This window comes from Sphingobium sp. TomMM35A (assembly GCF_054771735.1).
On record NZ_BSRC01000002.1, the window covers coordinates 754,905 to 777,023 of the forward strand.

At 64.4% G+C, this 22,119-nt stretch carries 23 protein-coding genes; 10 read left to right on the plus strand and 13 right to left on the minus strand.

The genetic code is table 11. The features are described 5' to 3' along the window. The first annotated feature begins 77 nt into the window (after positions 1 to 77). Complete coding sequence (locus ACYU8T_RS16435; protein ID WP_461160324.1) at positions 78 to 755, plus strand: hypothetical protein; 678 nt, start codon at positions 78 to 80, stop codon at positions 753 to 755. 198 nt (positions 756 to 953) lie between these two features. Here the strand turns inward: ACYU8T_RS16435 and ACYU8T_RS16440 are convergent, their stop codons facing one another. The 6 genes from ACYU8T_RS16440 to ACYU8T_RS16465 form a co-directional block, all read right to left on the minus strand. Further along, a complete protein-coding gene (locus ACYU8T_RS16440) occupies positions 954 to 1,691 on the minus strand; it encodes a PP2C family protein-serine/threonine phosphatase (RefSeq protein ID WP_461160325.1) in 738 nt (245 codons plus the stop codon). After that, a complete protein-coding gene (locus tag ACYU8T_RS16445) occupies positions 1,688 to 2,698 on the minus strand; it encodes a type VI secretion system-associated FHA domain protein (protein WP_461160326.1) in 1,011 nt (336 codons plus the stop codon). The genes ACYU8T_RS16440 and ACYU8T_RS16445 overlap by 4 nt, the downstream gene beginning before the upstream one ends. After that, positions 2,698 to 4,401 carry a protein kinase domain-containing protein gene (locus ACYU8T_RS16450; protein WP_461160327.1) on the minus strand — a complete coding sequence of 568 codons (1,704 nt, stop codon included), beginning with the start codon at positions 4,399 to 4,401 and terminating at the stop codon, positions 2,698 to 2,700. The genes ACYU8T_RS16445 and ACYU8T_RS16450 overlap by 1 nt, the downstream gene beginning before the upstream one ends. After that, on the minus strand, positions 4,398 to 5,123 hold the full coding sequence (locus ACYU8T_RS16455) for a LysM peptidoglycan-binding domain-containing protein (RefSeq protein WP_461160328.1): 726 nt from the start codon (positions 5,121 to 5,123) through the stop codon (positions 4,398 to 4,400). The genes ACYU8T_RS16450 and ACYU8T_RS16455 overlap by 4 nt, the downstream gene beginning before the upstream one ends. Continuing rightward, positions 5,124 to 6,725: an EAL domain-containing protein gene (locus tag ACYU8T_RS16460; protein ID WP_461160329.1), complete on the minus strand. Its 1,602-nt coding sequence runs from the start codon at positions 6,723 to 6,725 to the stop codon at positions 5,124 to 5,126. A 112-nt stretch (positions 6,726 to 6,837) separates the two neighbouring features. Beyond that, positions 6,838 to 7,119 (minus strand): hypothetical protein, encoded by a 282-nt coding sequence (locus ACYU8T_RS16465; protein ID WP_461160330.1) that lies wholly within the window; start codon positions 7,117 to 7,119, stop codon positions 6,838 to 6,840. Between ACYU8T_RS16465 and ACYU8T_RS16470 the strand changes: the two genes are divergently transcribed. From ACYU8T_RS16470 to ACYU8T_RS16480, 3 genes are all read left to right on the plus strand, one after another. Next, a complete protein-coding gene (locus ACYU8T_RS16470; protein WP_097092994.1) occupies positions 7,120 to 7,530 on the plus strand; it encodes a low affinity iron permease family protein in 411 nt (136 codons plus the stop codon). 177 nt (positions 7,531 to 7,707) lie between these two features. Beyond that, positions 7,708 to 7,890, plus strand: a complete 183-nt coding sequence (locus tag ACYU8T_RS16475; RefSeq protein ID WP_461160331.1) for a hypothetical protein — start codon at positions 7,708 to 7,710, stop codon at positions 7,888 to 7,890. 27 nt (positions 7,891 to 7,917) lie between these two features. Beyond that, on the plus strand, positions 7,918 to 8,142 hold the full coding sequence (locus ACYU8T_RS16480) for a hypothetical protein (protein WP_461160332.1): 225 nt from the start codon (positions 7,918 to 7,920) through the stop codon (positions 8,140 to 8,142). Between the two features lie 220 nt (positions 8,143 to 8,362). Here the strand turns inward: ACYU8T_RS16480 and ACYU8T_RS16485 are convergent, their stop codons facing one another. Beyond that, positions 8,363 to 9,133 carry an SDR family NAD(P)-dependent oxidoreductase gene (locus tag ACYU8T_RS16485; RefSeq protein WP_461160333.1) on the minus strand — a complete coding sequence of 257 codons (771 nt, stop codon included), beginning with the start codon at positions 9,131 to 9,133 and terminating at the stop codon, positions 8,363 to 8,365. A 28-nt stretch (positions 9,134 to 9,161) separates the two neighbouring features. Further along, positions 9,162 to 10,232, minus strand: a complete 1,071-nt coding sequence (locus tag ACYU8T_RS16490; RefSeq protein WP_461160334.1) for a Rieske 2Fe-2S domain-containing protein — start codon at positions 10,230 to 10,232, stop codon at positions 9,162 to 9,164. 123 nt (positions 10,233 to 10,355) lie between these two features. On the opposite strand from ACYU8T_RS16490, the gene ACYU8T_RS16495 reads away from it, so the two are divergent. Beyond that, complete coding sequence (locus ACYU8T_RS16495; RefSeq protein ID WP_461160335.1) at positions 10,356 to 11,093, plus strand: helix-turn-helix domain-containing protein; 738 nt, start codon at positions 10,356 to 10,358, stop codon at positions 11,091 to 11,093. A 4-nt stretch (positions 11,094 to 11,097) separates the two neighbouring features. Here the strand turns inward: ACYU8T_RS16495 and ACYU8T_RS16500 are convergent, their stop codons facing one another. The 5 genes from ACYU8T_RS16500 to ACYU8T_RS16520 form a co-directional block, all read right to left on the minus strand. After that, positions 11,098 to 12,078: an AEC family transporter gene (locus ACYU8T_RS16500; protein ID WP_461160336.1), complete on the minus strand. Its 981-nt coding sequence runs from the start codon at positions 12,076 to 12,078 to the stop codon at positions 11,098 to 11,100. Between the two features lie 73 nt (positions 12,079 to 12,151). Then, positions 12,152 to 13,000 (minus strand): sugar phosphate isomerase/epimerase family protein, encoded by an 849-nt coding sequence (locus ACYU8T_RS16505; RefSeq protein ID WP_461160337.1) that lies wholly within the window; start codon positions 12,998 to 13,000, stop codon positions 12,152 to 12,154. 11 nt (positions 13,001 to 13,011) lie between these two features. Further along, positions 13,012 to 13,911, minus strand: a complete 900-nt coding sequence (locus tag ACYU8T_RS16510) for an NAD(P)-dependent oxidoreductase (protein WP_201516329.1) — start codon at positions 13,909 to 13,911, stop codon at positions 13,012 to 13,014. 201 nt (positions 13,912 to 14,112) lie between these two features. Continuing rightward, entirely contained in the window at positions 14,113 to 15,318 is a 1,206-nt protein-coding gene (locus tag ACYU8T_RS16515; protein WP_201516384.1) for a CaiB/BaiF CoA transferase family protein, read from the minus strand. 35 nt (positions 15,319 to 15,353) lie between these two features. Further along, entirely contained in the window at positions 15,354 to 16,154 is an 801-nt protein-coding gene (locus ACYU8T_RS16520; RefSeq protein ID WP_461160338.1) for a crotonase/enoyl-CoA hydratase family protein, read from the minus strand. 93 nt (positions 16,155 to 16,247) lie between these two features. Here ACYU8T_RS16520 and ACYU8T_RS16525 point away from each other — a divergent pair, with 93 nt between their 5' ends. From ACYU8T_RS16525 to ACYU8T_RS16545, 5 genes are all read left to right on the plus strand, one after another. Continuing rightward, a complete protein-coding gene (locus ACYU8T_RS16525; protein ID WP_461160339.1) occupies positions 16,248 to 17,132 on the plus strand; it encodes a LysR family transcriptional regulator in 885 nt (294 codons plus the stop codon). A gap of 88 nt (positions 17,133 to 17,220) precedes the next feature. Beyond that, complete coding sequence (locus tag ACYU8T_RS16530; protein ID WP_201516327.1) at positions 17,221 to 18,375, plus strand: acyl-CoA dehydrogenase family protein; 1,155 nt, start codon at positions 17,221 to 17,223, stop codon at positions 18,373 to 18,375. A 13-nt stretch (positions 18,376 to 18,388) separates the two neighbouring features. Then, positions 18,389 to 19,312, plus strand: coding sequence for an acyl-CoA dehydrogenase family protein (locus ACYU8T_RS16535; protein ID WP_461160340.1), 924 nt, complete (start codon positions 18,389 to 18,391; stop codon positions 19,310 to 19,312). 130 nt (positions 19,313 to 19,442) lie between these two features. Continuing rightward, the gene (locus tag ACYU8T_RS16540; protein ID WP_461160341.1) at positions 19,443 to 20,879 is read left to right on the plus strand and encodes an NAD-dependent succinate-semialdehyde dehydrogenase; all 1,437 of its coding nucleotides are present in this window, start codon (positions 19,443 to 19,445) and stop codon (positions 20,877 to 20,879) included. Positions 20,880 to 21,033: 154 nt separating this feature from the next. Further along, positions 21,034 to 22,113 carry a zinc-dependent alcohol dehydrogenase gene (locus tag ACYU8T_RS16545; protein ID WP_461160342.1) on the plus strand — a complete coding sequence of 360 codons (1,080 nt, stop codon included), beginning with the start codon at positions 21,034 to 21,036 and terminating at the stop codon, positions 22,111 to 22,113. The last annotated feature ends 6 nt before the right edge of the window (positions 22,114 to 22,119 follow it).

The window sequence follows — 22,119 nt, forward strand, 5'->3', positions numbered from 1 at the left end:
TTGATCATAACGGCCCGGTCCTTTTGATTTTACCGGGATAGCGGTTGCGTCAAGCGACCGGAGCAGGAGGCATGAACATGGCGACTTTGGCAGTAGATGCTCAGGATTACATGCGGTCGATGGGGCATGTCGCCCTATTCTATCCCAATAGCGAAGACGGCCCGGCAGCGGCCAAGCTGCTGAAGCTGGCAGGGTTCGTTGAAACGCAGATGCTGCCTTTCCCCCAGGGCAATTTCTATCGCTTCGTGGTCCATGACAGCAACCGCAGCCGGGGCGACGGCATCGTGTATCTTTCCGCTCTTCCCGCGGCGCAGGCGGCGGTGAACAAGGCTGCGCGCGAAGCGCTCGGCTATGGCACGGACAAGGAGCATGAGGCGGTCAAGGCCCTGCGCGCTGCTGTCGAGGCTGATCCTGAATATACCTTCCACGTCGGGACGCTGGTGGACTCGTTCGAAGCGATCGAGAAGATGACGCTCGCCTTCATGGATGCGAACGAAAATGATCCCGACCTAAAGGGCCGCCTGAAGGTCACCGTCAACCGTCCGCGCCAGGGCAATGAGCAGATCGACGCGCTGCTGGACGCGTCCCCCGCCTTCGGCAATGTCACCCGTTACGCCTATGGCCGCAACGGCCTGCAGCTGTTCGTCGAAACCGACCTGTTGTCGAGCGGCCAGATCGGCGACACGCTGATCCTCGAATTCGACTATGTGTGGCCCGGTTATGACAGCCACATCCTGTCGGTGGTCGAACTCTGACATAGCTTAAGGGGAGCAGGCCGCGCTTCGTCGCGGGCTGCTCCCTCCAGAGCGTGATCGTCTTACACGAACGCATCGCAGAGGCTCCTTTCCGTCACCCCGGGCTTGACCCGGGGTCCCGCTGTTTCAGCAGCCTCAGGTAAGAAGCGAGACCCCGGATCAGGTCCGGGGTGACGATCAATCCAACCTCGTCGTGCCTTATCCCACCATGATCAGCGTCAGATTATCGCGGCCGCCTGATGCAAGCGCGGCGGCCATGATCGCGTTCATGATCTCGCCCCGCTCTTCGCCCATATATCCGGCGATCTGCGCATCATCGAGCTCCGCCGTGATGCCATCGGAACAGAGCAGGAAGCGGTCGTCCTCGGCAAGGTCCACAGTGCAGAAATCGATCTCGACCTGATGATCGACGCCCAGCGCGCGGGTGATCACATTGGCCTGCGGATGATGCGCCGCTTGGTTTGAGCTCAGCACGCCTGCGTCCAACAACTGCTGCACCACGCTATGATCGTGGCTCAGCCGCTGGAGTTGCTGCGCACGGAAACGATAAACCCGGCTGTCGCCCGCCCAGAAGACATGGGCTTGATCCTGATCGAGCCACAGCCCCGCGACAGTACATCCGCCCCGCTGTCCTCGCTCGGTCAAATGCGCATGGATCGCCCCGTTGGTCGCCTGCAAGGTTCGGGCTATGGCAGGGGCGTCGATCGGTGCCGCATCCTCGCACAGGGCCGCGAGCGCGCGCACGGTCATGGTCGCCGCCACATCACCGGCATCATGCCCGCCCATGCCGTCCGCCACTGCCCAGAGCCCATGTTCGGGCGCTTCCAGATAGCGGTCTTCGTTCAGCAACCGGACCTTGCCGACATGCGTACGCGCGGCGGACCGATGGGGCGCGCCATCCGCCGGATCATCGCAAGCGATGCGCAGCGCGCTCATCGGCCTTCCTCTTCCTGCTGGGCGCTGACCTCGCCATAGGCCGTAACGAAGGCGTCGTTGAGCGTCCCTGCCTCGCCCTCCAGCTCCGCTGCCAGCGCCGCGTGGCGCCTGGACGCTTCCTCCCAACAGACCGCCGCCCGGCTCTTGAGCAGCGATCCCTGCCCCTCCGTAGCGACGGCGATCGCTTGTGGATCGAAGCTGTCGACGGCAGCGGCTAGGCTCTGTTGAAAGCCGTGGAAGGTCGCGACCAGATGCTTCTTTATGTCCCGGAACGACGCGTTGAGAGCGTCCGGACCGGACAGGAAGCTTCCTTCGCTCGCCAGCAGCAGGTCGATGGCGAGCCGCTGGGTCGGCGCCCATTTGAACGGGTTGTTGTCCGCGCTGGTGATGATCGTCTGGGCCAGCTGATATTGCCCCCGCACCCGGTCCCGCTCGGCCAGAAGGTCGCCGACACCCAGAACCATCTGGCGATAGACCGCGCCTGCGCGCCGCAGGATTTCCGCCGGGTCCTCCGCACCGAACTGCGCCGCGTCGATCCCTGCCCCTTCGCAAAAGGCATCGAACATCGTGCCGGCGGTGATCGGCGGGACGCTGGGTCCATCCGTCCAGTCGCTCGGCACATCAATACGGTGGCCAAGCGGCGGCATCATGAGCAGTGTGCCATTTTCCGGCGATCCGCCCGCCGACGCCTGTGGCGCATGATCGGCGGCTAGGCGGTAGCGGCCAAGCAGGATGGATTGGGGGAGGTTCAGCGCAATATCCTCGCCGATCGGTAGCCGTTCCTCCGTCGCTGCGTCGAAAACCCCGTTTGCGCCGGTACAATGGAGCAGCAACTGCCCATTTTCGACCCGCATGCTGAGGTGCGACCGGGAAATCTCCCGATCCGGATCGATCATCACCCAATCCGACGCAGGATCGCGTCCCACGGTCAGCACCCCCTCCGCCAGGAAGCGGGCATCGACCGGCGTCAACGCATCATCCTTGTTGAACAGGCGGAATATGTACATCAGGCGGCTCCCTTGCGTGGCGCTGCATCGGCCGACGCCGCAGGATCGATCCGCGTCATCAACATCGCCCGTTCCGCGTCCGCCAGAGCCGTGGCGACATATTCCTGCCGGTCGGCCATGGATGCGACCATGCGGTTCATGGTGTCGAACAGGTCGCCTATCTCATCCTTGCGCCGGTGCGAAATGCGGAAGGAGAGGTTGCCTGCCGTCACATCCTCCATCGCCCGTTTCAGGCGGCGGAGCGGGCGGCTCCATATGCGCACGCTCGCGGCGGTGCATAAGCCAAGTACCAGCGTCACGAAGATCGCAAACCCCGCGAAGAGCAGGCTGGCGGTGCGTTGCGCCCGGTCCAGCTGCCCGCGCTCCATCACCACATCGACCTTGCCGAACGGCACGCCTGCATAGCGGACCGGCTGCACGAAGCGCATGCCGCCGTCTGTCAGCGTCACGGCCGATCCTGCGGTTCGAGGGAGGGGCATTTCGTCCGCCGCTGCTCCCGGCCGGTATCGGGTGCCGAGCAGCCGCGGGTTGCTGGCCGCGCGGATGATGTCATGCTCGTCCGCGATGACGAGCTTGCGCAGGCTCGGATCACTCGCGGCGGCGACTGCGAAGGCTTGCAACGGCGCCCAATCCTGTTCGGTCGGCGGGCGGCCCGCATTCTCCGCCACATGCAGCGCCGCATTGCGGGCGACGAAGGATGCGATGGAAGAACCGGAAGCCAGCGCCATGTCCTGCATGACGGCCTTTTCCCGCTGCACCACGAAGTTGATCCCGCTGCCGAGCGCCAGCAGCACCGATGCGGCCAGCAGCAACGGCATCCGGTAGCGCTGGACCCACCCTTCCTGCCGTTGGTCCATCTCGCCGGTCGCCGCGTCATATTCGCGGCGCAGGGCGTCTGCCACCTCTCCGGCATCGGCGAAGCGTTGGTCGGGCTTCTTCGCCAGCAATTTGGTGATGAGGAACCGCAGCCCCTTCGGACAATCGGGCACGTGCCGCGCGATTTCCAGCGGCTGTTCCTGCGCGATCTGGATGGCGAGCGTGGCAAGCCCGGCGCCCGTGAAGGCGACCTTGCCCGTCACCATTTCATAAAGGACGACGCCCAGCGAAAACAGGTCGGATCGCGCGTCGACCGGCATCCCCAGCGCCTGCTCCGGACTCATGTAGCGCGGCGTGCCCAGCACGGCCCCGGCCTGGGTTCGCGCGGCCTGCCTTTGCGCCGACGATGTGTCGCGGCCGTCGATCCGGGCGATGCCGAAATCGAGCAGCTTGGCGGTCCGGCCATTGCCGCAGATCAGGATATTGGACGGCTTGATGTCGCGATGAACCACGCCCTGGGCATGGGCATAGGCAAGCGCGCTCGCGATCTGCGCGCCCAGCAGGGCGGCCTTGTCCGCCGTCATCCGCCCCTGCGCGGCGAGCATTTCATCAAGCGGGCAGCCGTCGATATATTCCATCGCGATATAGGGCGTGCCATCGGCCTCGCCCACATCGTAGATGGTGACGATATTGGCGTGGCTCAGCATCCCGGCCGCGCGGGATTCGCTCAGGAACCGGCGCGTAATCTCGCTGTCCGCGCGAAATTCCGGCTTCAGCAGCTTGATCGCGATGGGCCGGTCGATACTCGGGTCATGCGCGCGATGGACATGCGCCATCGCCCCTTCGCCGATCAGCTCATCGATCCGGTAGCGTCCAACCCAGGTCATCGCCGTGCCTTTACCGTTGCCTGCAGCCGCCGCGCGCGATCCAGGTCACGCTTGATCAGCGCATTGCCGGGGTCCAGGCGCAGCGCCTGGTTCAGCAGTCCGACCGCAGTGCCGATCTGCCCCTTGTTCAGCGCGGTGAGCCCTGCCGATCGCAGCTGGGCGGCGCGGCGCGGGTCGGCTGTGCGCGGCGTAGCGGCAGGCGCCGACGGAGCGGGCGCGGCCTTGGCGGCAGGGGCTGGCGCGGCACGCGGACGGGCGGGCGCCGGGGCAGGCGCTTCCTTCGGCCGTATCCCCGGCACCCTGATCGTCTGACCTGGCTTCAGCGAAGCGGGCACCGCCAGATCGTTGTAGCGGCTAAGCAGGTAGAATTTCCTGGCGTCGCCCAGGAACCGCTGCGCAATGCCCTGCATCGTGTCGCCAGCCTCGACGCGATAGGAGAATGCGGTGCTGCCCAATGCCGCGACCGGATCGGCCGTGATGCTTTCCATCAGCCTGGCGGAGGCCGTGTCCGCAGGATCGCGCTTCAGCATGGCGTCCAGCTTCTTGCGCGCGGCTTTCTCATCGCCATTGTTCAGCAGGGATACGACGTCCTCCACCTCCTGCGCGTTGCTGACCTGCTGCACCATGGGCGCGCGCACGCTCTCGCCGCCCGGCTTCGCGGCGCATCCGGCAAGGCCGGCCGCCACGATGGCAAGCAGCAATTTAGGCGCATTAATCCTCATTCAGGCGGTCCTTGCGTAGCTATTGGGTTCGGCCGGAGAGGGCCGGGCGTTGGTGGTGAACAGGCTCGTGATGGTCTGCCCGTTGCGCGCGAAGGCCAGGAAATCGGCCTCCGGCATGGGCCGGGCGAAGTAGAAGCCCTGGAACAGGTTGCAGCCATGACGGCGCAGCCACAGCATTTCCTCCGGCCGTTCTACGCCCTCGGCAAGCACGCTGATGCCAAGCCCGCGTGCGAGTGCGATGATCGACTGGCAGATCGCCTGGCAATCGCGGCGGCTGTCGACGTCCGTCACGAACTCGCGGTCGATCTTCAGCTTGTCGAAGGACAGCTTCTTCAAAGAGCTGAGGCTGGAGAAGCCGGTGCCGAAATCGTCGATCGAAATCGCAGCCCCCGACGCGCGAATGCGTTCGAACAGCTGGGCAGCCGTGCGGGAATCCGCCATGGCGATACTCTCTGTCAGCTCCAGTTCCAGCAGGCGGGCGGACAGGCCATGACGGCCCAGCGTGCGCTCCACCAGATTGTCGAAGCCCTCGCGTTCCAGCTGATGGCCCGACACGTTGACGGCGACCTTGACGCCCGGCAGCCCCATCGCGGTCCAGTTCCCCGCCGCGCGGCAGGCGGCGTCCAGCACCCATGTGCCAAGCTCCGCCGCCAAGCCCGCAGCTTCGGCCAAGGGGATGAACTCGGCCGGGCCAACCAGCCCCCGAACCGGGTGCCGCCAGCGGATCAGCGCCTCGGCGCCGCAAACCGATTGGGTCCGCGCGTCCAGGAAGGGCTGGAACCATGTTTCGAATTCGCCAGCCGTGATGGCGCGACGCAGATCCTGTTCCAGCGCGAAGTCGCAGCTGACGGCCTTCGACGCCTGATCGACAGGACCAGACGCCATGCCATGACGGCTCGCCAGAAGGGAAAAAGCGCGGGAAATCAACTTCGCCGCTGGGGCGATGTCCGGATCGCATGCCACATGGCCCAGGCGAATGACCGGCAGCAGCTCATCGCCATCGATCAGCATCCGGTCCTGCAGAGCATAGGCGATCGCCTGCAACGCCGGGGCCGCTTCTTCCTCGCTGTTGCCCGCGAACCAGAGCGCGAAATGCGCCCGGTCCACATGGGCGGCCATGCGGGACGTCCCGGCCATGCGGCTGATGCGCCTCGCGATTTCGGCGAGAACATGATCCGCCTTTTCCGGATCGATGGCGCTCAGCCGGTCGAAGTCGGCAAATTCGATCATGCCCAGCACGCCCGGCCGCTCGGCCATCGCCTGGATCAGCTTTTCGCGGGTGGGAAGGCCGGATACGCCATGACGCTGCACGAAACGCTGGGCCATGGAACGGTTTGCCTCGATGAGCTTCAGCGCTTCAGCATATATGCCGCGGGCAAGCGGATAGCTGCCTTCGATGCCGAACGCTCTGCGCAGGCGCATAAGCCAATATGTCTCCGCGCTCGCATGCAGCAGCGTGATGGCGAGCAGCAGCGGAAGAAAAAGGGCGGCTGCGGCTGGATGGATCAGGATGCCCACGCCGATTGCGATGGATGCACCGGCCAACAGCCATAACCATGGCCGTCCCTTTCCACCCAGCATCCTGTGACCAATGCGCGGCATGCTCACCCTTTCGGGTCGAGGATTTAAGGCAAATTGTGAAACAGATGATTAAGGGAAGAGCGCAAATTCGGGCAGCTTGCCTAACCTGCATTAGTCTTCAAAGGTTAAGGACTTATCTATCGGCGGATGGCTGCTCGTCTTCTTCCACCCGGTAGGACAGCCATCGCAGCCCCATTCCCGCGATAGACGTCGCCATGCCGATGACCAAGCATAGCGACAGCAGCGGGTCCCGGCTGGCGCTGCGCCATGATACAAAGCCCAGCAAAAGGACGCTGATGGTAGATATCGCATATCCGGCGGCTTTTATCGCAGCGCTTTTGATCATTTCGCCTGGTTGAATGTTTCTAATTGTTACTGGTTCCCAACGACCAGAGGCAACAGTGTAGAGAAACATATGGACCGCATCTTCACCGCCTTGGCGACCCGGATCGCCTCCGCCGCCGGACAGCCGCTCAGCTTCGTCCTCGCCTTTGGACTTATCCTGGTCTGGGGCGTGTCCGGGCCGCTGTTCGGCTATTCCGATACCTGGCAACTGGTGATCAACACCGGCACGACCATCGTCACCTTCCTCATGGTCTTCCTGATCCAGAACAGCCAGAACCGCGACGCCGCCGCCATGCAGGCGAAGCTCGATGAAGTGATCCGCGCCCTCGATTCCGCGCGCGAACAATTTATCGGCATAGAGCATCGCAGCGCGGGGGAGGTGGAGCAGATCCGCGCTGCGCTGGAAAAGGAAGTCGGCTGCGATGAAGGCAAGGCCGGAACGGCGGACGACAGCGTCGAGCATGTCCTGCGGCGGACCTGAAGCAGGACATTCTCTTCACCCGTTCGGGCTGAGCTTGTCGAAGCCCTCCATTTTTCTAAGAGAAATAGAGCGGTTGGCTTCGCCGCTCCGATCCTCCCCTATCCAAACTGCTTGATAAGTGAAGAAGTGGCGCTGTCGGCATTGGCATCCGCAACGATGGCGTAAGCCGCGCGCGCGATGACTTCCGCCTGGCTCAGCGCAGCGGGCATGGCGCTGGCGGCGACCTGCTCGACGGCGGCACTGCCGGACCTGTCCGCCGCTGCGCTGCGCGAAAAGAAGCCCGCATCCGACAGCAGGCTATCCAGCGACCGCGATGATACAGGCGCCTGGCCGATCTCGGTACGCGCAGGTGGCGAATAGACTAAAGCTGGCTCAACCGATGCCGTTATGATCGGTGCAGGCGATGACGACGCTACGCTGCTGCTGGCCGGTTCGCTCGGCGCCGGAGTTGCAGACGGCTCCGTAGCGGTTGTCGAGCCTGAACTGCTCGTCGTGCCGGTGGAATTCTTGTTGTTCCAGTTGGCAATGGCGTTGGCGTTTGAATTGATGCTGACCACGCAAATCTCCGATGTCCCATCCTGCGGCTATCGGATCATCTCTTCCAGACCATGAAGGGGCATCGTCAGCGGGGCGTTAAGCATAACAAGACGCATGAATTCGCGTTCTGGATCGCCACCACCCTGAATACCGTTCGCCCTGAGCCTGTCGATCCGCAGGGCGGCGAAGCCAACGGCTCTACTCTTATCTTTGAGATAAGGGACTCAACCCAACGAGTCGGAAATCCACTCTGATTCAGGGGAGAGACCGGAAAGCCTCTCCCCCTCCAATCGCGTCAGACCCCAAAACCACCCGACACCGAAATCACCTGACCCGTCACATAACGAGCCCGTTCCGACGCAAAGAACACCGCCGCCTGGCCGATATCCTCCGACTGGCCCCAACGCTTCAGGCAAAGCAGCTTCTTGGTTTCGGCGACCCAATAATCATCGAACACGCCTTGCGCGGTCAGTTCATGGAACATGCCCGCGTCGATGACGCCCACCAGCACCGAATTGGCGCGGATCTCATGCTTGCCTTCTTCCTTGGCGATGCCCTTGATCAGCGCTTCGTTCGCTGCCTTGGGCGCGACCGACAGGCCATCGAGCTTGGGCCACCAGTCATGTCCCGCCGATCCCAGATGGACGAACGATCCGCCACCCTTTTCGCGCATGTGCGGGATGAAGGCGCGGGCGGCATTGTAGAAGCCGAACACCTCGACCTCCATCGCCTGGCGGAACTGCTCGTCGCTCCATTCGGCGATAGCGACCTGTGGCACCAGCGGACCCGCGCCCCAGACGACGCTATGCACGCGGCCATGCGCGGCGGTCGCCGAAGCGACGACCGCGTCCACCGAAGCGCGATCCCGCACATCGACCTGATGCAGGCTGGCCTTGACGCCCAGCGCGTCGATGGCCTGCGCCGTCGCCTCCGCCACGTCTTTCTTGCTGCGATAGCAGATGGCGACGTCCGTGCCGGACTTGGCGAACTCGACCGCGACGCCCTTGCCGATCCCGCCGCTGCCGCCAAAGATGATCGCTGCGCCTTCCGGGAAATCCCTGTTCATTCCTGTTCTATCCTCTTCTGTTTAAATGTCATTCGGCCGCTGCGGCCGTGGGCGCCTGATCCACCCCCTTGGTGGCATGGTCGCCATTGGCGCGGCCCTGATGGCCCGCCGCCTGCGCGCGCGGATTGTAGAATTGCCGATACCATGCGCGATTGCGGTGGAACGGCCCATCAGTCGGCAGGCGCAGTATCTGCAGCGCTGGTGCCTTCGTCCGCCAAATCTCGAAATCCTGCGAGAATGCGGAAAGGCCCAGCTGCTGATATTGGCGATGCAGTTCGACATCCTCTGCGGATGGCGGCACCTGCCGTCCCCGCGTAATGATGCCATGCCACACATGGGTCACGCCATCCTCGACCGGCGTATGCAGCACGATCTGCACCGCGTCCGTCTCCCCCGAAAAGCGTGCGATCAGGATGCCGGGCCCAGTATAATAGGCGTCGACGTCCAGCACCCCGCCCTCGCTGGTCATCGTCTCATGACCGCCGCCGGACAGCTGCCGTCCGGTGACGCCCTCGAAGCGCGAGTTGAAATAGGCCAGCCTCTGCCCATGCACCGGGCCGAAATGCCGCGCATCGACCAGATTGTCGATAATCTCCTGCGGGTGGACCGGGATCTGCCCCAGATCATCATAGATGCACCGTATCCAGGCGGCATCCTCCCATTCCGGCAAGTCCGGCAGGGGATAGTCGGGCTCCATCTGCTCGGGATCATGCCAGGCAAACAGGCATCCGAACCGCTCCTCCACCGGAAAGGCGCGCACCCGCGCCGCCGGGGGCAGCGGCCCGTCGAAATAGGGCACATTGTTGCAGATGCCGTCCGGCCCGAAGCGCCAGGCATGATAGGGGCAGCGGATCGAGTCTCCCTCGATACGCCGCGCGCCCGCGCCTGAACTTTGCTCGGCGGCCAGATGCGCGCCCATATGGGGGCAATAAGCATCGAGCAGCGCTGCCCGGCCACTCTCGCCGCGATACAGCACCAGGTCCCGCCCGAATATGCGCAGCGCCTTGGGCGCGGAAACGGCGTCCTCCACCCGCGCGATCATGAACCAGCCACGGGGAAAAGTGAATTCGCCGAGGCCATAGTCGGCCGTGGTCGCCATCCGTCCATCCTCTCTCTTGTTCTGCGCGCATAGTGAAATATGGACGCCTCCGGATCAATTCGCGCTTGCGATATTCGATCATATCGTGATCCTCTACGATCACTAAATGATATGGATCGACATATGCCTCAAAAGGAAAGCCCCGGCGTCGCCGCCATATTGGCGCAGCTCCGCCACGAACTGCGAGTGCAGGGCATCAGGGTAGCAGACCTTGCCGCCCGCTTGGACGTAGCGGAGCCGACCCTGTGGCGCTGGCTACGGGGCAGGGGGCTGACGCTCGACAATCTCGACCGTCTCTGCCTCGCCATCGGCATCGACGTACGCGACCTGCTCGCCCGGTCGGCCGATGGCGGCGCGGACCGCTTCACGCTGGCGCAGGAGCGGGTTCTGGCCGCCGACCGCAGCCTGGCGCTGCTCTTCTTCCTGGTGCTGAACGGCGCGCAGCGGGCGGAGTGCCAAGCGACGCTCGGCATCGATGAAGCGGCCCTGGACGAAGCAATCGAGCGGCTCCGGCGGCTGGGCCTCGTCGACAGCCTGCCCGGCGGCCGCCTGCGCCCGCTCACCAGCCGCGCCGTGCGCTGGCGACCCGACGGCCCGCTCGACCAGGCCTTCAACCGGGTGGTGAAGCATTTCTTCCTCGGCCCCTCGCTGCTCGAAGGGGACGCGCGCTATGTCTCCGACATGCTCTGGCTCGGCCCCAACGGCCGCGACCGGGTGCAGGCCCTGTTCGAGCGGCTGCGCGACGACGTCTATCTGATCGCCCGGCAGGAGCGCGAAGCCGCCGCGGACACAGGCGATTGGTGCGCCCTATTCCTGCTCGTCCGCCCGCTGCAAATGGCGCGCGTCACCGAAGATCTCTGAGGCCTCAAGCCCCCAGCCACCACAATATGCCAATCAGCGTGATCGACGCCATCGTCGTCGTCAGCATGACCGCCCAAGCGCTCAATTCCATCGCCCATCGCCCCGCCTTGCCCGCCAGCACGAAGCTCGACGCGCCGCACGGCATCGCCGCCATCAGGATCGCGACCTTCGCCCAAAGCGGTGGGATCGGCGGCAGCATCCACAGCAGCCCCGCCGTGATCAGCGGCTGGGCCAGCAGCTTCAGCGCGACGACACGGCCGATCGGCCCGGGCGTGGCGCTTTGCCGGGGCAGCGCGATGAAGATGCCGATCGCCGTCAGCGCACAGGGCGCCGTCGCCTGCGCCAGCGTCTGCATCAATATGTCGGCTGGCCCGGTCAGCGGCAGGCGCAGGACCGACCAGACGCACCCCAGCACCGCCATGAAGATGAGCGGATTGCGCACCGTCGATCGCGCCGCCAGCTTCAATCCGGTGCCCACCCCATGGCCCTGGCTCGCGGTTACTTCGCTCATCACCAGCCCAACGGTGAACACGATCGCCGAATAGATCAGCATCGTCACGGATACCGGCGCGACCGCTTCCGGCCCCCAGGCCAGCGTCGCCACCGGCAGGCCGATGAAGCCCGTATTGCTGAAACAGGCGCACAAAGCCGCGATATTCGCGTTCGCCCCCGACCGCCCGAACCGCCGGGCAATGGCAAAGGCCAGCGCATAGGTGATCAGCGCGCCCAGCGTGACCGCGATGAACATGCCCGGCACCGCCAGGTTGCGCGGGTCCATATGCGCAATCGAACGAAAGGTAAGGATAGGCAGGGTGATGGCGATGACGAAGCGGTTCAGCACCTCGAACGCGCGGTCGCCCAATATGTCATAGCGCCCGCACACATAGCCGATCAGGATCAGCCCGAAGACCGGGACCAGAGCGCCCAAGATCGTCACAGCCATGAAAAGCGCCACCTCATGCTCGACGGCTTCGTCCCGTCGCATCCGCTCCTATGACAGGGCGGATGCGACGGAAATGCCTTTCTGTGCAATCGTGGATGCGCGCAGAACAATCAGGCTAGAACTGCGCCGCGCTGCTCTCGAAACTGCGCAGGGCGGCTTGGCGCAGCGGTAGCTGGCGGAAATCGTCCGACAGGATTTCCACGCCATAGGGCCCATCATAGCCTGCCCGGCTCATCGCGCGGATGAAGCCCGGCACGTCGAACTCTCCCTCGCCGCACAGCTTGCGATGGCGCATCGTGTCTTCGGTGATCTCACCCTGCATTGCAATCATTGCGTCGCACAGTTCAGCCGCGATGACGAAGCGTGGCGGAAGCTGCGCCACCTCTTCCATCGTGCCGCCCGACCGCATCACATGCCAGATGTCGACCAGCAGCCCGCCATTGCGCGCATCCGCCGCGGTGACCATCTCCAGCGCGGAGCCGAGGTTTGGCAGCATTGAAAAGGGCAGCATCTCCAGCCCGATCAGCAGTCCATGTTCCGCCGCCTGCGCACAGAGCGCGGCGAACTCGCCCGCCAGATCATCCCCCGCCGGATCGCCCGGCAGGAAGGGCGGCATGACCTTGATATGACGCGCGCCCAAAGCATCGGCGGCGCGGAACAGCTCCGCCCGTGCCGCATCCGACCGGCTCCGCCGCTCCCCTGTCGCGAACCAGTCGGCCAGAAACTCCAGCTCGACGATCCGCTGCCCCGCATCGTCCAGCAGGCGCCTCAGCGAGCCATAATCCCGCCCACTCTCTTCCCAGGCGATAAGGTCGCCCAGCCAAAACCCTGTTCCCGCATAGCCCGCGCGCGCCGCCGCCTCGATCCGCTGATCCAGCGGAAAACGGCCCAGATTGTCCGGCCGGTCGGGCCGGACATCGCCTGCCGTCGTCCAGCAGGTGGCGATCAGTTGCGGCGCGCCCATGGCTTGCCGGGTCAATCCATGCGTGGGGTTTCAACGCCTGCATTGCGGCAGGCATAGTCGAGCAGTGCCGAATAGTCCTTGCTCGCATAATCCGTCGCCCGAGCGCCGCCGAACGCCGCATGCGCCGCCGCGCCCATGGGCAGGCCGACGCGGTTTTCCGCCGCCGCGTTCATCGCCAGCGTCAGGTCCTTGAAGGCCAAGTCGATGGTGAAGCCGGGCTCCATGTCACCCTTCAGCACCTTGTTCGCCATCAGCACATGCAATGATCCGTTGCGGGCAGTGGTGCCGCCGGTCACGTCATGGATCGTCTGGATGTCGAGGCCGAGCTTGGTGCCGAGCGCGATGCATTCCGCATCGATCTGTGCGGTCGACAGCAGCATCAGGTTGTTGATGATCTTCATGCGGGTGCCCATGCCGGGCTTGCCGCAGCGGAAGATATCCGTGCCCATCGCGTTCAGCGCTGGTTCGACGCGTGCGAAGTCCGCATCTTCCGCGCCGACCATGAACAGCGACTCCCCGCGTTCGGCGTGGAAGGACAGGCGGCCGATCGGCGAATCGATGAAGGCGATACCCTTGTCACGGCAGGCCGCGATGACGCGATCGGTGCCCTTGGTGTCGATCGTGGACAGATCGACCAGCAGCGTGCCTGCATCGATATGCGCCAGCACGCCATCTTCGCCCAGCACCACCGCCTCGACATGCTGGGTCGCGGGCAGAACGGTGAAGACGATATCCTGCCCCCGCACCGCTTCGGCAATGCTCGCGGCCTTGGCGGCGCCGAGCGCGGCAACCTTGTCCATCTTGTCCGCATCGATGTCGAACACCGTTACGGCAAAGCCCTTGCGCTGAAGGTTCGATGACATGGGCAGGCCCATGGCGCCCAGTCCGATGAAGCCGATCTTGGTGGTCATTCTATCTTCCTCTCAACATTTGGCCCTTGGCTTGGCCATGATGAATTTCGATTTTATTCACGCGGAGACGCAGAGACGCGGAGGGATGATAAAGGCGCCGCAGGCGCTCTCAACCTTCGGCATAAGGGGGGAAGCCTGCCTGATATAAGCTTCGCTTCCTCGATTCCCCCTCCGCGTCTCCGCGCCTCCGCGTGAAAAAACTTAATGCAGCTTTTCGGCGATAACCCCCGCTTCCACAAGCGCCGCGATCTGTCCTTCGGACAATCCCAGCACATCGCTCAGCACATCGCGCGTGTCCTCGCCCGAACGGGGCGGGGCGCGGCGGTAATCGGCGGGCGTCTTTGAAAACTGGCCCGGATAGCCCAGCACCTTGACCGGCGTGCCGTCCGACCGAACCATGTCCTTGATGACGCCACGCGCGGCGATATGCTCGTCCGCCAATATGTCGGGGATTTCGTTGACGCGCCCGCCGGGCAGCTTGGCGGCTTCCATCGCGGCGATCAGGTCGTCCGATTTCCACTTGGCGATGGCCGGTCCCATCTCATCCTGCAATGCCTTGCGATTGGGCGACCGGTTGCCATTGTCGACGAAGCGGGGATCATCAGGCAGGTCCGGGCGGCCGATCAGTTCGCAGAAGCTGCGGAACTGCCGGTCATTGCCCAGCGCAACCAATATGTCCCCGTCGGAGCAGGAGAAATCCTGATAAGGCACGGTATTGGGATGCTCATTGCCCAGCCGCCGGGGGATCATCCCCCCGTTCATATAGTTGGACGCCTGATTGGCGAGCAGCGCCACCTGCGTGTCGAGCAGCGCCATGTCGATATGCTGCCCTTCCCCCGTACGGTCGCGATGGGCGAGCGCGGCGAGGATCGAGATCGCTGAATAAAGACCGGTCACAAGGTCGCTGATCGGGATGCCTACCTTCATCGGCCCGCCGCCTGCCTCGTCATCGGGACGGCCGGTGATCGACATCAGGCCGCTCATCCCCTGGATCAGGAAGTCGTAACCGCCGCGATCCTTATATGGCCCGTCCTGACCAAATCCGGTGATCGAACAATAGATGAGCTTCGGGTTGATGGCCGACAGCGACGCATAATCCAGCCCATATTTGGTGAGCCCGCCGACGCGGAAATTCTCGACGACGATGTCGGCGCCCAGTGCGATCTGCCGGATCAGGTCCGCGCCGCGCGGATCGGCCAGGTTGATGGCGACCGACTGCTTGTTGCGGTTCGCGCAGAGATAATAGGCCGCGTCCTTCGATCCATCGTCCAGGAATGGAGGGCCCCAGCGCCTTGTATCGTCACCCTGGCCGGGCTGTTCGATCTTGATCACGTCCGCGCCCAGATCGCCCAATATCTGCGTGGTCCAGGGCCCCGCCAGCACGCGCGAAAGGTCCAGGACCTTCATCCCCGCCAAGGGGCCAGTGGCTGTCTTTTGCTCGGTCACTTGTTCTTGAACTCCGGCGCGCGCTTGCCAAGGAAGGCGGCGATCGCTTCATGATGGTCTTCGGTATAATGGGCGAGCGACTGATACCCCGCCGCCAATTCAAGCAGCGTCGGCAATTTCATGTCCGCGCCTTCGCGCATCAGCCGCTTTGCCATGCGCGTCGCATGACCCGGATTCGCGGCGATCTTGCCCGCCAATTCCAGCGCGCGGTCCATCAACTTGTCGGCAGGCAGGACTTCGGCGACCAGCCCATATTCCAGCGCCGTTGCCGCATTGATCGCATCGCCGGTCAGCGTCATCAAATTGGCGCGCTGCGGCCCGATCAGGCGTGGCAACAGCCAGCCGCCGCCGCCGCCCGGAATGATGCCGAGCTTCACATAGCTCTCCGCCACCACGGCGCTGTCGGCCATCAGGCGAATGTCGCACATGCACGCCATGTCGAGGCCTAGGCCGATTGCGGGCCCGTTGATCGCCGCGATGATCGGCACTTCCAGCTCATGGATCGCCGGTCCGATCATCTGCACGCTGGTGCGATAGGCGTTGCGGATTTCATAAGGCGTGCCGCCGAACATGCCGGATCGCTCGGCCATATATTTGACATTGCCACCCGCGCTGAACGCCTTGCCATTGCCGGTAAGGACGATCGCGCGCACTGACGTGTCGCGCACCATGCTGCGGCAGAAATCGACGATCTCCTCGCTCTGCTCGACCTCGGTGATCGTGTTGCGTTCATCGGGGCGGTTGAAGCGGGCGACGACCACGGGGCCATCGCGCTCGACGAGAAGGAACGGATCCAAGCGGGACTCTCCCAATCCAGATATGAAAAGTTCGCGGCGACGCTAGGCGCTCGCTTACTCCCAAGCTAATATTGATTTTCGACTGTTCGATATATGAAAGCTATCATGGAACTGCGCCAGCTCCGCTATTTCGTCATGCTTGCCGAAACCGGCAATTTTCACCGCGCGGCGGAACGGCTCAACATGTCGCAGCCGCCGCTGACCGTCGCCATCCGCAAGCTGGAGGAGGAATTGGGCGCGGCCCTGTTCGTGCGGAGCGCGCGCGGCGTTTCCTTGACGGCGGCGGGCCGCGCCTCGCTCGACATGGCCCGCGCGACGCTGGCGCAGGCGGATCGTTTTCGGGAGGCGGCACGTGAAGGCGCTGCCGGGGAGCGGGGGCGGTTGCGCGTCGGCTTCGTCGGGTCGGCGACCTTCGAACTGCTCCCCCGCCTCATTGCCGAGTATCGCCACCGCTATCCCGCCGTCGAACTGGTGCTGGAGGAAGCGACCAGCGCAGAAATCGCGCGAAAGCTTGCCGCCGCCGAGCTGGATGTCGGCCTTGTGCGCTTGCCGCTGCTTCAGATCGCGGCTGTTGACACGCAGGTCATCGACCCCGACGAACTGCACGCCGCCTTGCCGGAGGGCAGTCCCTTTGCCGGTGCGGACGGCGTGGAGCTTGGCGACCTGGCGGAGCAGCCCTTCATCCTGCAAAGCCGCATCAGCGTGCTGCATTCGATCACGCTGACCGCCTGTCAAAAGGCGGGCTTCATGCCGATCGTCGCGCAGGAAGCCGCGCAATTGAGCGCCGTGCTTGCCCTCGTCCGCTCCGGCCTTGGCGTCGCGCTGGTCCCGTCGCGCGCCGCGGGCTCGGTCCCCCAAGGCGTCCGCCTCGTCCGCCTGGCGACAAAGGTGCCCGTCCTCACCGGCGTTGCGCTCCCCCGTGATGCTGCCAGCCCGCTCGCCAAGAATTTCGCCGCGATTGCTTCCGATAGTCATTGAATATCGAATAACCCCAATTCGATATTGGACTATCATTTCACAAAACGCGATTTAATCGCCACTTCCTTCACGGTTTCACGAGGCCGGCTTGTTCGAAACACTGACCCTTTCCGCCCTCCCGCCTGAGGATGAGGCAATCCGCCCAGCCCTCCGCGCGCTCATTCAGGAAGCGATCGCCGAACTGCCGGTTCACCGCCGCGCCCGATCCTGGCAGGGCTTCGACGCCGCCTTCAGCCGCAAGCTGGGGCAGGCCGGCTATCTCGGCCTTTCGCTACCCAAGGAATATGGCGGCGTCGGCCGTGGTCCCTTCACCCGCTTCGTCGTCGTCGAGGAACTGCTCTCCGCAGGCGCTCCGGTCGCCGGGCATTGGATCGCCGACCGCCAGAGCGGCCCGCTGATCCTGCACTACGGCACGGAGGAGCAGCGCCGCTTCTACCTGCCCCGCATTTCGAAGGGTGAAGCGCTTTTCTGCATCGGCATGAGCGAACCGGGCTCCGGTTCCGACCTCGCCAGCGTCCGCAGCCGCGCCGAGCAGCAGGCGGACGGCGGCTGGTTGCTCAATGGCCAGAAGATCTGGACCACGAACGCGATGCACAGCGATTACATGATCGCTCTGGTCCGCACATCGGGCACCAGCGCTGACCGGCAGCAGGGCCTGTCGCAGCTGATCGTCGACCTGAAGGCGCCGGGCGTCAGCATCCGTCCGATCGTCGATCTCACCGGCGACGCGCATTTCGCCGAAGTCTTCTTCGAGGATGTTCGCCTCGCTCCCGACGCGCTGATCGGCGCGGAAGGGCAGGGGTGGAAGCAGGTCACCGCCGAACTCGCCTTCGAACGCAGCGGGCCAGAGCGCATCTATTCGTCGGTCGTGCTGATCGACGCCTGGGTCCGCCATCTCGAAGCGGTCGGTCGCAAGGACAGCGCTACGCTGCGCCTCGTCGGCTCGCTGATGGCGCAGCAGGCGGTTCTGCGTGAAATGTCGCTGGCCGTGACCGCGCGGCTGGTCGCGGGTGAAAGCCCGGTGGTCGAAGCGTCGCTGATGAAGGATCTCGGCACCAGCTTCGAACAGGCCGTGCCGCAGCTGATCGGCGATGATCTGGCGGCCAACCCCGACGAGCCGGTCGATCCCGAACTCTACCGCACTTTGCTTTACGTCACCCATATCGCGCCCAGTTTCTCGCTGCGCGGTGGCACGCGCGAAATTCTGCGCGGCATCATCGCCCGCGGCCTTGGCCTGCGCTGAAGGGAGCCACTTCATGGACATGTCCGAACTGATCGATCCCTTCGCCCGCCTGATCGAGGATATCTGCACTCCTGCCGCGATCCGTGAGATCGAGCAGGGCGGCGACAGCAGCGCGATGTGGAATGCCTTTGTCGAATCCGGCTTTCTCGACGCGCTCGTCGCCGAAGAGTTTGGCGGGGCAGGGCTCTCCTTGGAAGACGCCGCGCCCTTGATCGCCCTGCTTGGCCGTCATGCCGTGCCGTTGCCGGTCGGCGATACCATGATCGCCCGCGCGCTGCTCGCCGCCGCTGGCGTTGAAGCGCCCGAAGGTCCGATCGCGATCGCTACCGGTGCGGGGGCAGTCCCCTTTGCCGCCGTCGCCTCGCACATCCTTTCCGGCACAGCAGACGCGCCGGTGCTCACCGCGGCAAAGATCGAAGCGACTGGCGTCCCCCATGACGTCGACGCTCATGTGGCCGGGCTCAACGGCGCGGCATTGCGTCCCATCGCGGCGGTGCTGCGGGCGCAGCTCATATCCGGCGCCGCTGGCCGGGTCATGGAAATGACCGTCGCCTATGCCAATGAGCGGGTGCAGTTTGGCAAGCCAATCGGCAAGCAGCAGGCGGTGCAGCAGCAACTGTCCGTTCTGGCCGAACAGGCCGTCGCCGCCCGCATCGCCGCCGCGATCGGCGCGCGCTCGGGACTTCAGCCGAAGCCTGCCGACGCCGCGATCGCCAAGCATGGCGCCAGCCTGGCAGCGGGGCAGGTTGCCGCAATTGCGCATGCCGTTCATGGCGCAATCGGCATCAGCGAGGAATATGACCTGCAACTGCTCACCCGCCGCCTGCATGGCTGGCGTCTGGCTGACGGGTCGGAAAGCTATTGGGCGGGCCTGTTGGGTGAATTGCGGCTGGCTGCCGCCGCATCGCCGACCGCTGATTTCATTCGGGGCGCCTGAACCGCGCCATTCACTGGCGGCCGGGCCTTTCCCCTGCTGATCAGGAAGGGTAAGAGGCCGCCAACCCATGCGCCGCTGATCGTCAAGGCATGAGCTTTGCGGCGCATCCAAGAGCTGGAGGACCCTGCGCATGACCAATTCGACGCCCCGCCCCATCATCGATGGTCAGGAACGCAGTCAGGGGTCCCTTGGCACGATACAATTGGTCAACCCGGCCACCGAAGAACTGATCGCCACACTGCCATCCTGCGGCGCTGAGGAAGCGGCAGAGGCGGCGCGGCTGTCGGTGGACGGCTTTGCCCAATGGTCGGCCATCTCCCCCTTCGAACGCAGCAAGGTCCTGCGCCGCGCCGCTGACCTGATGCGCGGCGAGGCCGATGAGGCCGCTGCAGAAATGACACGTGAAGGCGGCAAACCGCTGGCGCAGGCGCGCGGTGAATGGCTGGCGTCGGCAGACCTGCTCGACTGGTATGCGGAAGAAGGCCGCCGCGCCTATGGACGTCTGATCCCGACCCGCGCCAGCGACATGCGCTGGGCGGTGGAGCGCCGTCCTGTGGGGTCTGTTGCTGCCTTCACGCCCTGGAATTTCCCGGCCTGGACGGTGATGCAGAAGGTCGCGCCCGCGCTGGCGGCGGGATGTTCCGTCGTGCTCAAATGCGCCGAGGAAACGCCAGGCTCAGGCTGGCGGATCGGCCGGGCGCTGTTGGCAGCGGGTCTTCCGCCGCGCGCCATCAGCGTGATCTGGGGTGATCCTGCCGCGATCTCGTCCACGCTTTGCGCGGCTCCGGAAATTCACAAGGTGACGCTGACGGGATCGACCCGCGTCGGCCGCCTGCTGGCGAGCGCGGCCGGACAGCATCTCAAGAAGGTGACGATGGAACTGGGCGGGCACAATCCCGTCATCGTCGCGCGGGACGCGGATCTTTCGACGGTCGTCCCCCTCGCTACCGAATTCAAGTTCCGCAACGCCGGGCAAGTATGCGTGTCGCCGACCCGCTTCCTGGTGGAAAAGCCGCTCTACGCCGATTTCGTCGCAGGCGTGACCGAAGCCGCTGGCAAGCTGCGCGTCGGCGATGGCCTGGACACGGACACGCAGATGGGCCCGCTCACGACCGCAGGCCAGCTCTCGAAGATCGAGGCACTGGCGGCAGATGCGGTGCAGCGCGGTGCCAGAATTGAAACGGGTGGGTCGCGCATCGGCAATCGCGGCTATTTCTTCCAGCCCACCGTCCTGTCGGGCATGACCCCTGAAATGGACGCCATGAATGAGGAGCCCTTCGGTCCTCTCATGCTGGTGATGCCAGTCGACGACATCGACGCCGCGTTGACCGAAGCGAACCGCCTTCCTTATGGCTTGGCCTCTTACGCATTCACCAACAGCATGAGCACTGAGCGCAAGATCTCCCAAAACATCCATGCTGGCATGCTGGGCCTCAATCACTTTGCGATGGCCATGCCGGAAACGCCCTTCGGCGGCGTTGGCGACAGCGGCATGGGTTCCGAAGGCGGCAGCGAAGGGATGGAAGCCTATCTCCGGCCCTTCCTGGTCTCCGCAAAAATCGGCTGATCCCACACTCCCTCAACGATGAAGATGCTGCTCCGCGCTGATGAAGCGCGGGGCAGTTTTTGTTCGTGTCCAATTGACGAAATCCTCTCAGCTCCTTGACTCGGAAACTGATTGGTTTACCAAATCAACCTAACGACAAAAAGGAGAGGACCTAATGAGCGAGTCCGATGGGCCGGGCTTAAGCCTGGGCCAGCAATATGCCGCAACCATGCCCTTGGCGCGCGTACATGGCGTGGGCGACATGCGCGTGGATCAGGTTCCCGTCCCCGAAGTCGGCCCCCGCGACGTGCTGGTGCGCATCAGCGCGACGGGCGTATGCGGCAGTGATCTGGGATATGTCGCGGCCGGTGGCCTGGGCGGGGGCGCGCCGCTCATCGATCCACTGCCGATCGGGCATGAGTTTGCAGGCGTTGTCGAGAAGGTGGGGGAGCAGGTCAGCGGTATCCGGCCCGGACAGCGCTGCGCCGTCAATCCGGACGCGGGGCTGATAGGCGGCGGAGGGCCGGCCGGGGGCTTCGCGCCGTTCATCCTCATTCCGGATGCGCGTGCCGGAGCCGACATCTGCCCCATCCCCGATAGCTTGCCGCTTGAAAAGGCCGCCTTGGCAGAGCCCCTGTCGGTCGGCCTGCATGGTGTGAACATCGGCCGGGTGCAGCCGGGTGAAAAGGTGGTGATACTCGGCGCAGGTCCGATCGGCCTATGCACCATCATCTGCCTTCGCCATCGCGGCGTGGAAGACATTCTCGTCGCTGATCTGTCCGACGCCCGACTGGAACGAGCTCGTCAGCTCGGTGCTGCCGTCATGGTCAACCCCTCGCGCGAGCCGCTGATCGAAGCCGTGGGGAAGGCGCATAGCACAGGCGAAAGGTTCGGCATGCCATATGTCGGCAGCGATGTGATCATCGATGCGGCAGGAGCGCAACCGCCGCTGGCCGAACTGCTGGACGTGGCCAAATTCCGGGCGAGGATCGTGATCGTCGCCCTCCATAAAAAGCTGATGCCGATCAATTTGTGGAAGATGATGGCCAATGAGTTCAGCATTTCCGGATCGATCGCGACCGACCGGGAGGACGAATTCAACGAATGCCTCCAGATGCTGGCCAGCGGGGATATCGACGTCGACCCGCTGATCAGCCATCGGGTAGAGTTCGCCCAACTGGATGAGGCGTTCCGCATCGCTGCGGACACGGATGCCTCCGCGAAAGTCATCGTCACTTTCCCCCAAACTGCATGAAGCTGG

What these genes read in the sequence shown, in the direction of transcription:
- ACYU8T_RS16480 (WP_461160332.1), top strand. Translation starts at nt 7,918, where the DNA reads ATGATCGGTGCAGGCGATGACGACGCTACGCTGCTGCTGGCCGGTTCG.
- ACYU8T_RS16470 (WP_097092994.1), top strand. Translation starts at nt 7,120, where the DNA reads ATGGACCGCATCTTCACCGCCTTGGCGACCCGGATCGCCTCCGCCGCC.
- ACYU8T_RS16450 (WP_461160327.1), bottom strand. Translation starts at nt 4,401, where the DNA reads ATGACCTGGGTTGGACGCTACCGGATCGATGAGCTGATCGGCGAAGGG.
- ACYU8T_RS16445 (WP_461160326.1), bottom strand. Translation starts at nt 2,698, where the DNA reads ATGTACATATTCCGCCTGTTCAACAAGGATGATGCGTTGACGCCGGTC.
- ACYU8T_RS16440 (WP_461160325.1), bottom strand. Translation starts at nt 1,691, where the DNA reads ATGAGCGCGCTGCGCATCGCTTGCGATGATCCGGCGGATGGCGCGCCC.
- ACYU8T_RS16535 (WP_461160340.1), top strand. Translation starts at nt 18,389, where the DNA reads ATGGACATGTCCGAACTGATCGATCCCTTCGCCCGCCTGATCGAGGAT.
- ACYU8T_RS16500 (WP_461160336.1), bottom strand. Translation starts at nt 12,078, where the DNA reads ATGCGACGGGACGAAGCCGTCGAGCATGAGGTGGCGCTTTTCATGGCT.
- ACYU8T_RS16525 (WP_461160339.1), top strand. Translation starts at nt 16,248, where the DNA reads ATGAAAGCTATCATGGAACTGCGCCAGCTCCGCTATTTCGTCATGCTT.
- ACYU8T_RS16490 (WP_461160334.1), bottom strand. Translation starts at nt 10,232, where the DNA reads ATGGCGACCACGGCCGACTATGGCCTCGGCGAATTCACTTTTCCCCGT.
- ACYU8T_RS16505 (WP_461160337.1), bottom strand. Translation starts at nt 13,000, where the DNA reads ATGGGCGCGCCGCAACTGATCGCCACCTGCTGGACGACGGCAGGCGAT.
- ACYU8T_RS16460 (WP_461160329.1), bottom strand. Translation starts at nt 6,725, where the DNA reads ATGCCGCGCATTGGTCACAGGATGCTGGGTGGAAAGGGACGGCCATGG.
- ACYU8T_RS16545 (WP_461160342.1), top strand. Translation starts at nt 21,034, where the DNA reads ATGAGCGAGTCCGATGGGCCGGGCTTAAGCCTGGGCCAGCAATATGCC.
- ACYU8T_RS16515 (WP_201516384.1), bottom strand. Translation starts at nt 15,318, where the DNA reads ATGAAGGTCCTGGACCTTTCGCGCGTGCTGGCGGGGCCCTGGACCACG.
- ACYU8T_RS16485 (WP_461160333.1), bottom strand. Translation starts at nt 9,133, where the DNA reads ATGAACAGGGATTTCCCGGAAGGCGCAGCGATCATCTTTGGCGGCAGC.
- ACYU8T_RS16510 (WP_201516329.1), bottom strand. Translation starts at nt 13,911, where the DNA reads ATGACCACCAAGATCGGCTTCATCGGACTGGGCGCCATGGGCCTGCCC.
- ACYU8T_RS16475 (WP_461160331.1), top strand. Translation starts at nt 7,708, where the DNA reads ATGACTTCCGCCTGGCTCAGCGCAGCGGGCATGGCGCTGGCGGCGACC.
- ACYU8T_RS16495 (WP_461160335.1), top strand. Translation starts at nt 10,356, where the DNA reads ATGCCTCAAAAGGAAAGCCCCGGCGTCGCCGCCATATTGGCGCAGCTC.
- ACYU8T_RS16435 (WP_461160324.1), top strand. Translation starts at nt 78, where the DNA reads ATGGCGACTTTGGCAGTAGATGCTCAGGATTACATGCGGTCGATGGGG.
- ACYU8T_RS16465 (WP_461160330.1), bottom strand. Translation starts at nt 7,119, where the DNA reads ATGTTTCTCTACACTGTTGCCTCTGGTCGTTGGGAACCAGTAACAATT.
- ACYU8T_RS16455 (WP_461160328.1), bottom strand. Translation starts at nt 5,123, where the DNA reads ATGAGGATTAATGCGCCTAAATTGCTGCTTGCCATCGTGGCGGCCGGC.
- ACYU8T_RS16540 (WP_461160341.1), top strand. Translation starts at nt 19,443, where the DNA reads ATGACCAATTCGACGCCCCGCCCCATCATCGATGGTCAGGAACGCAGT.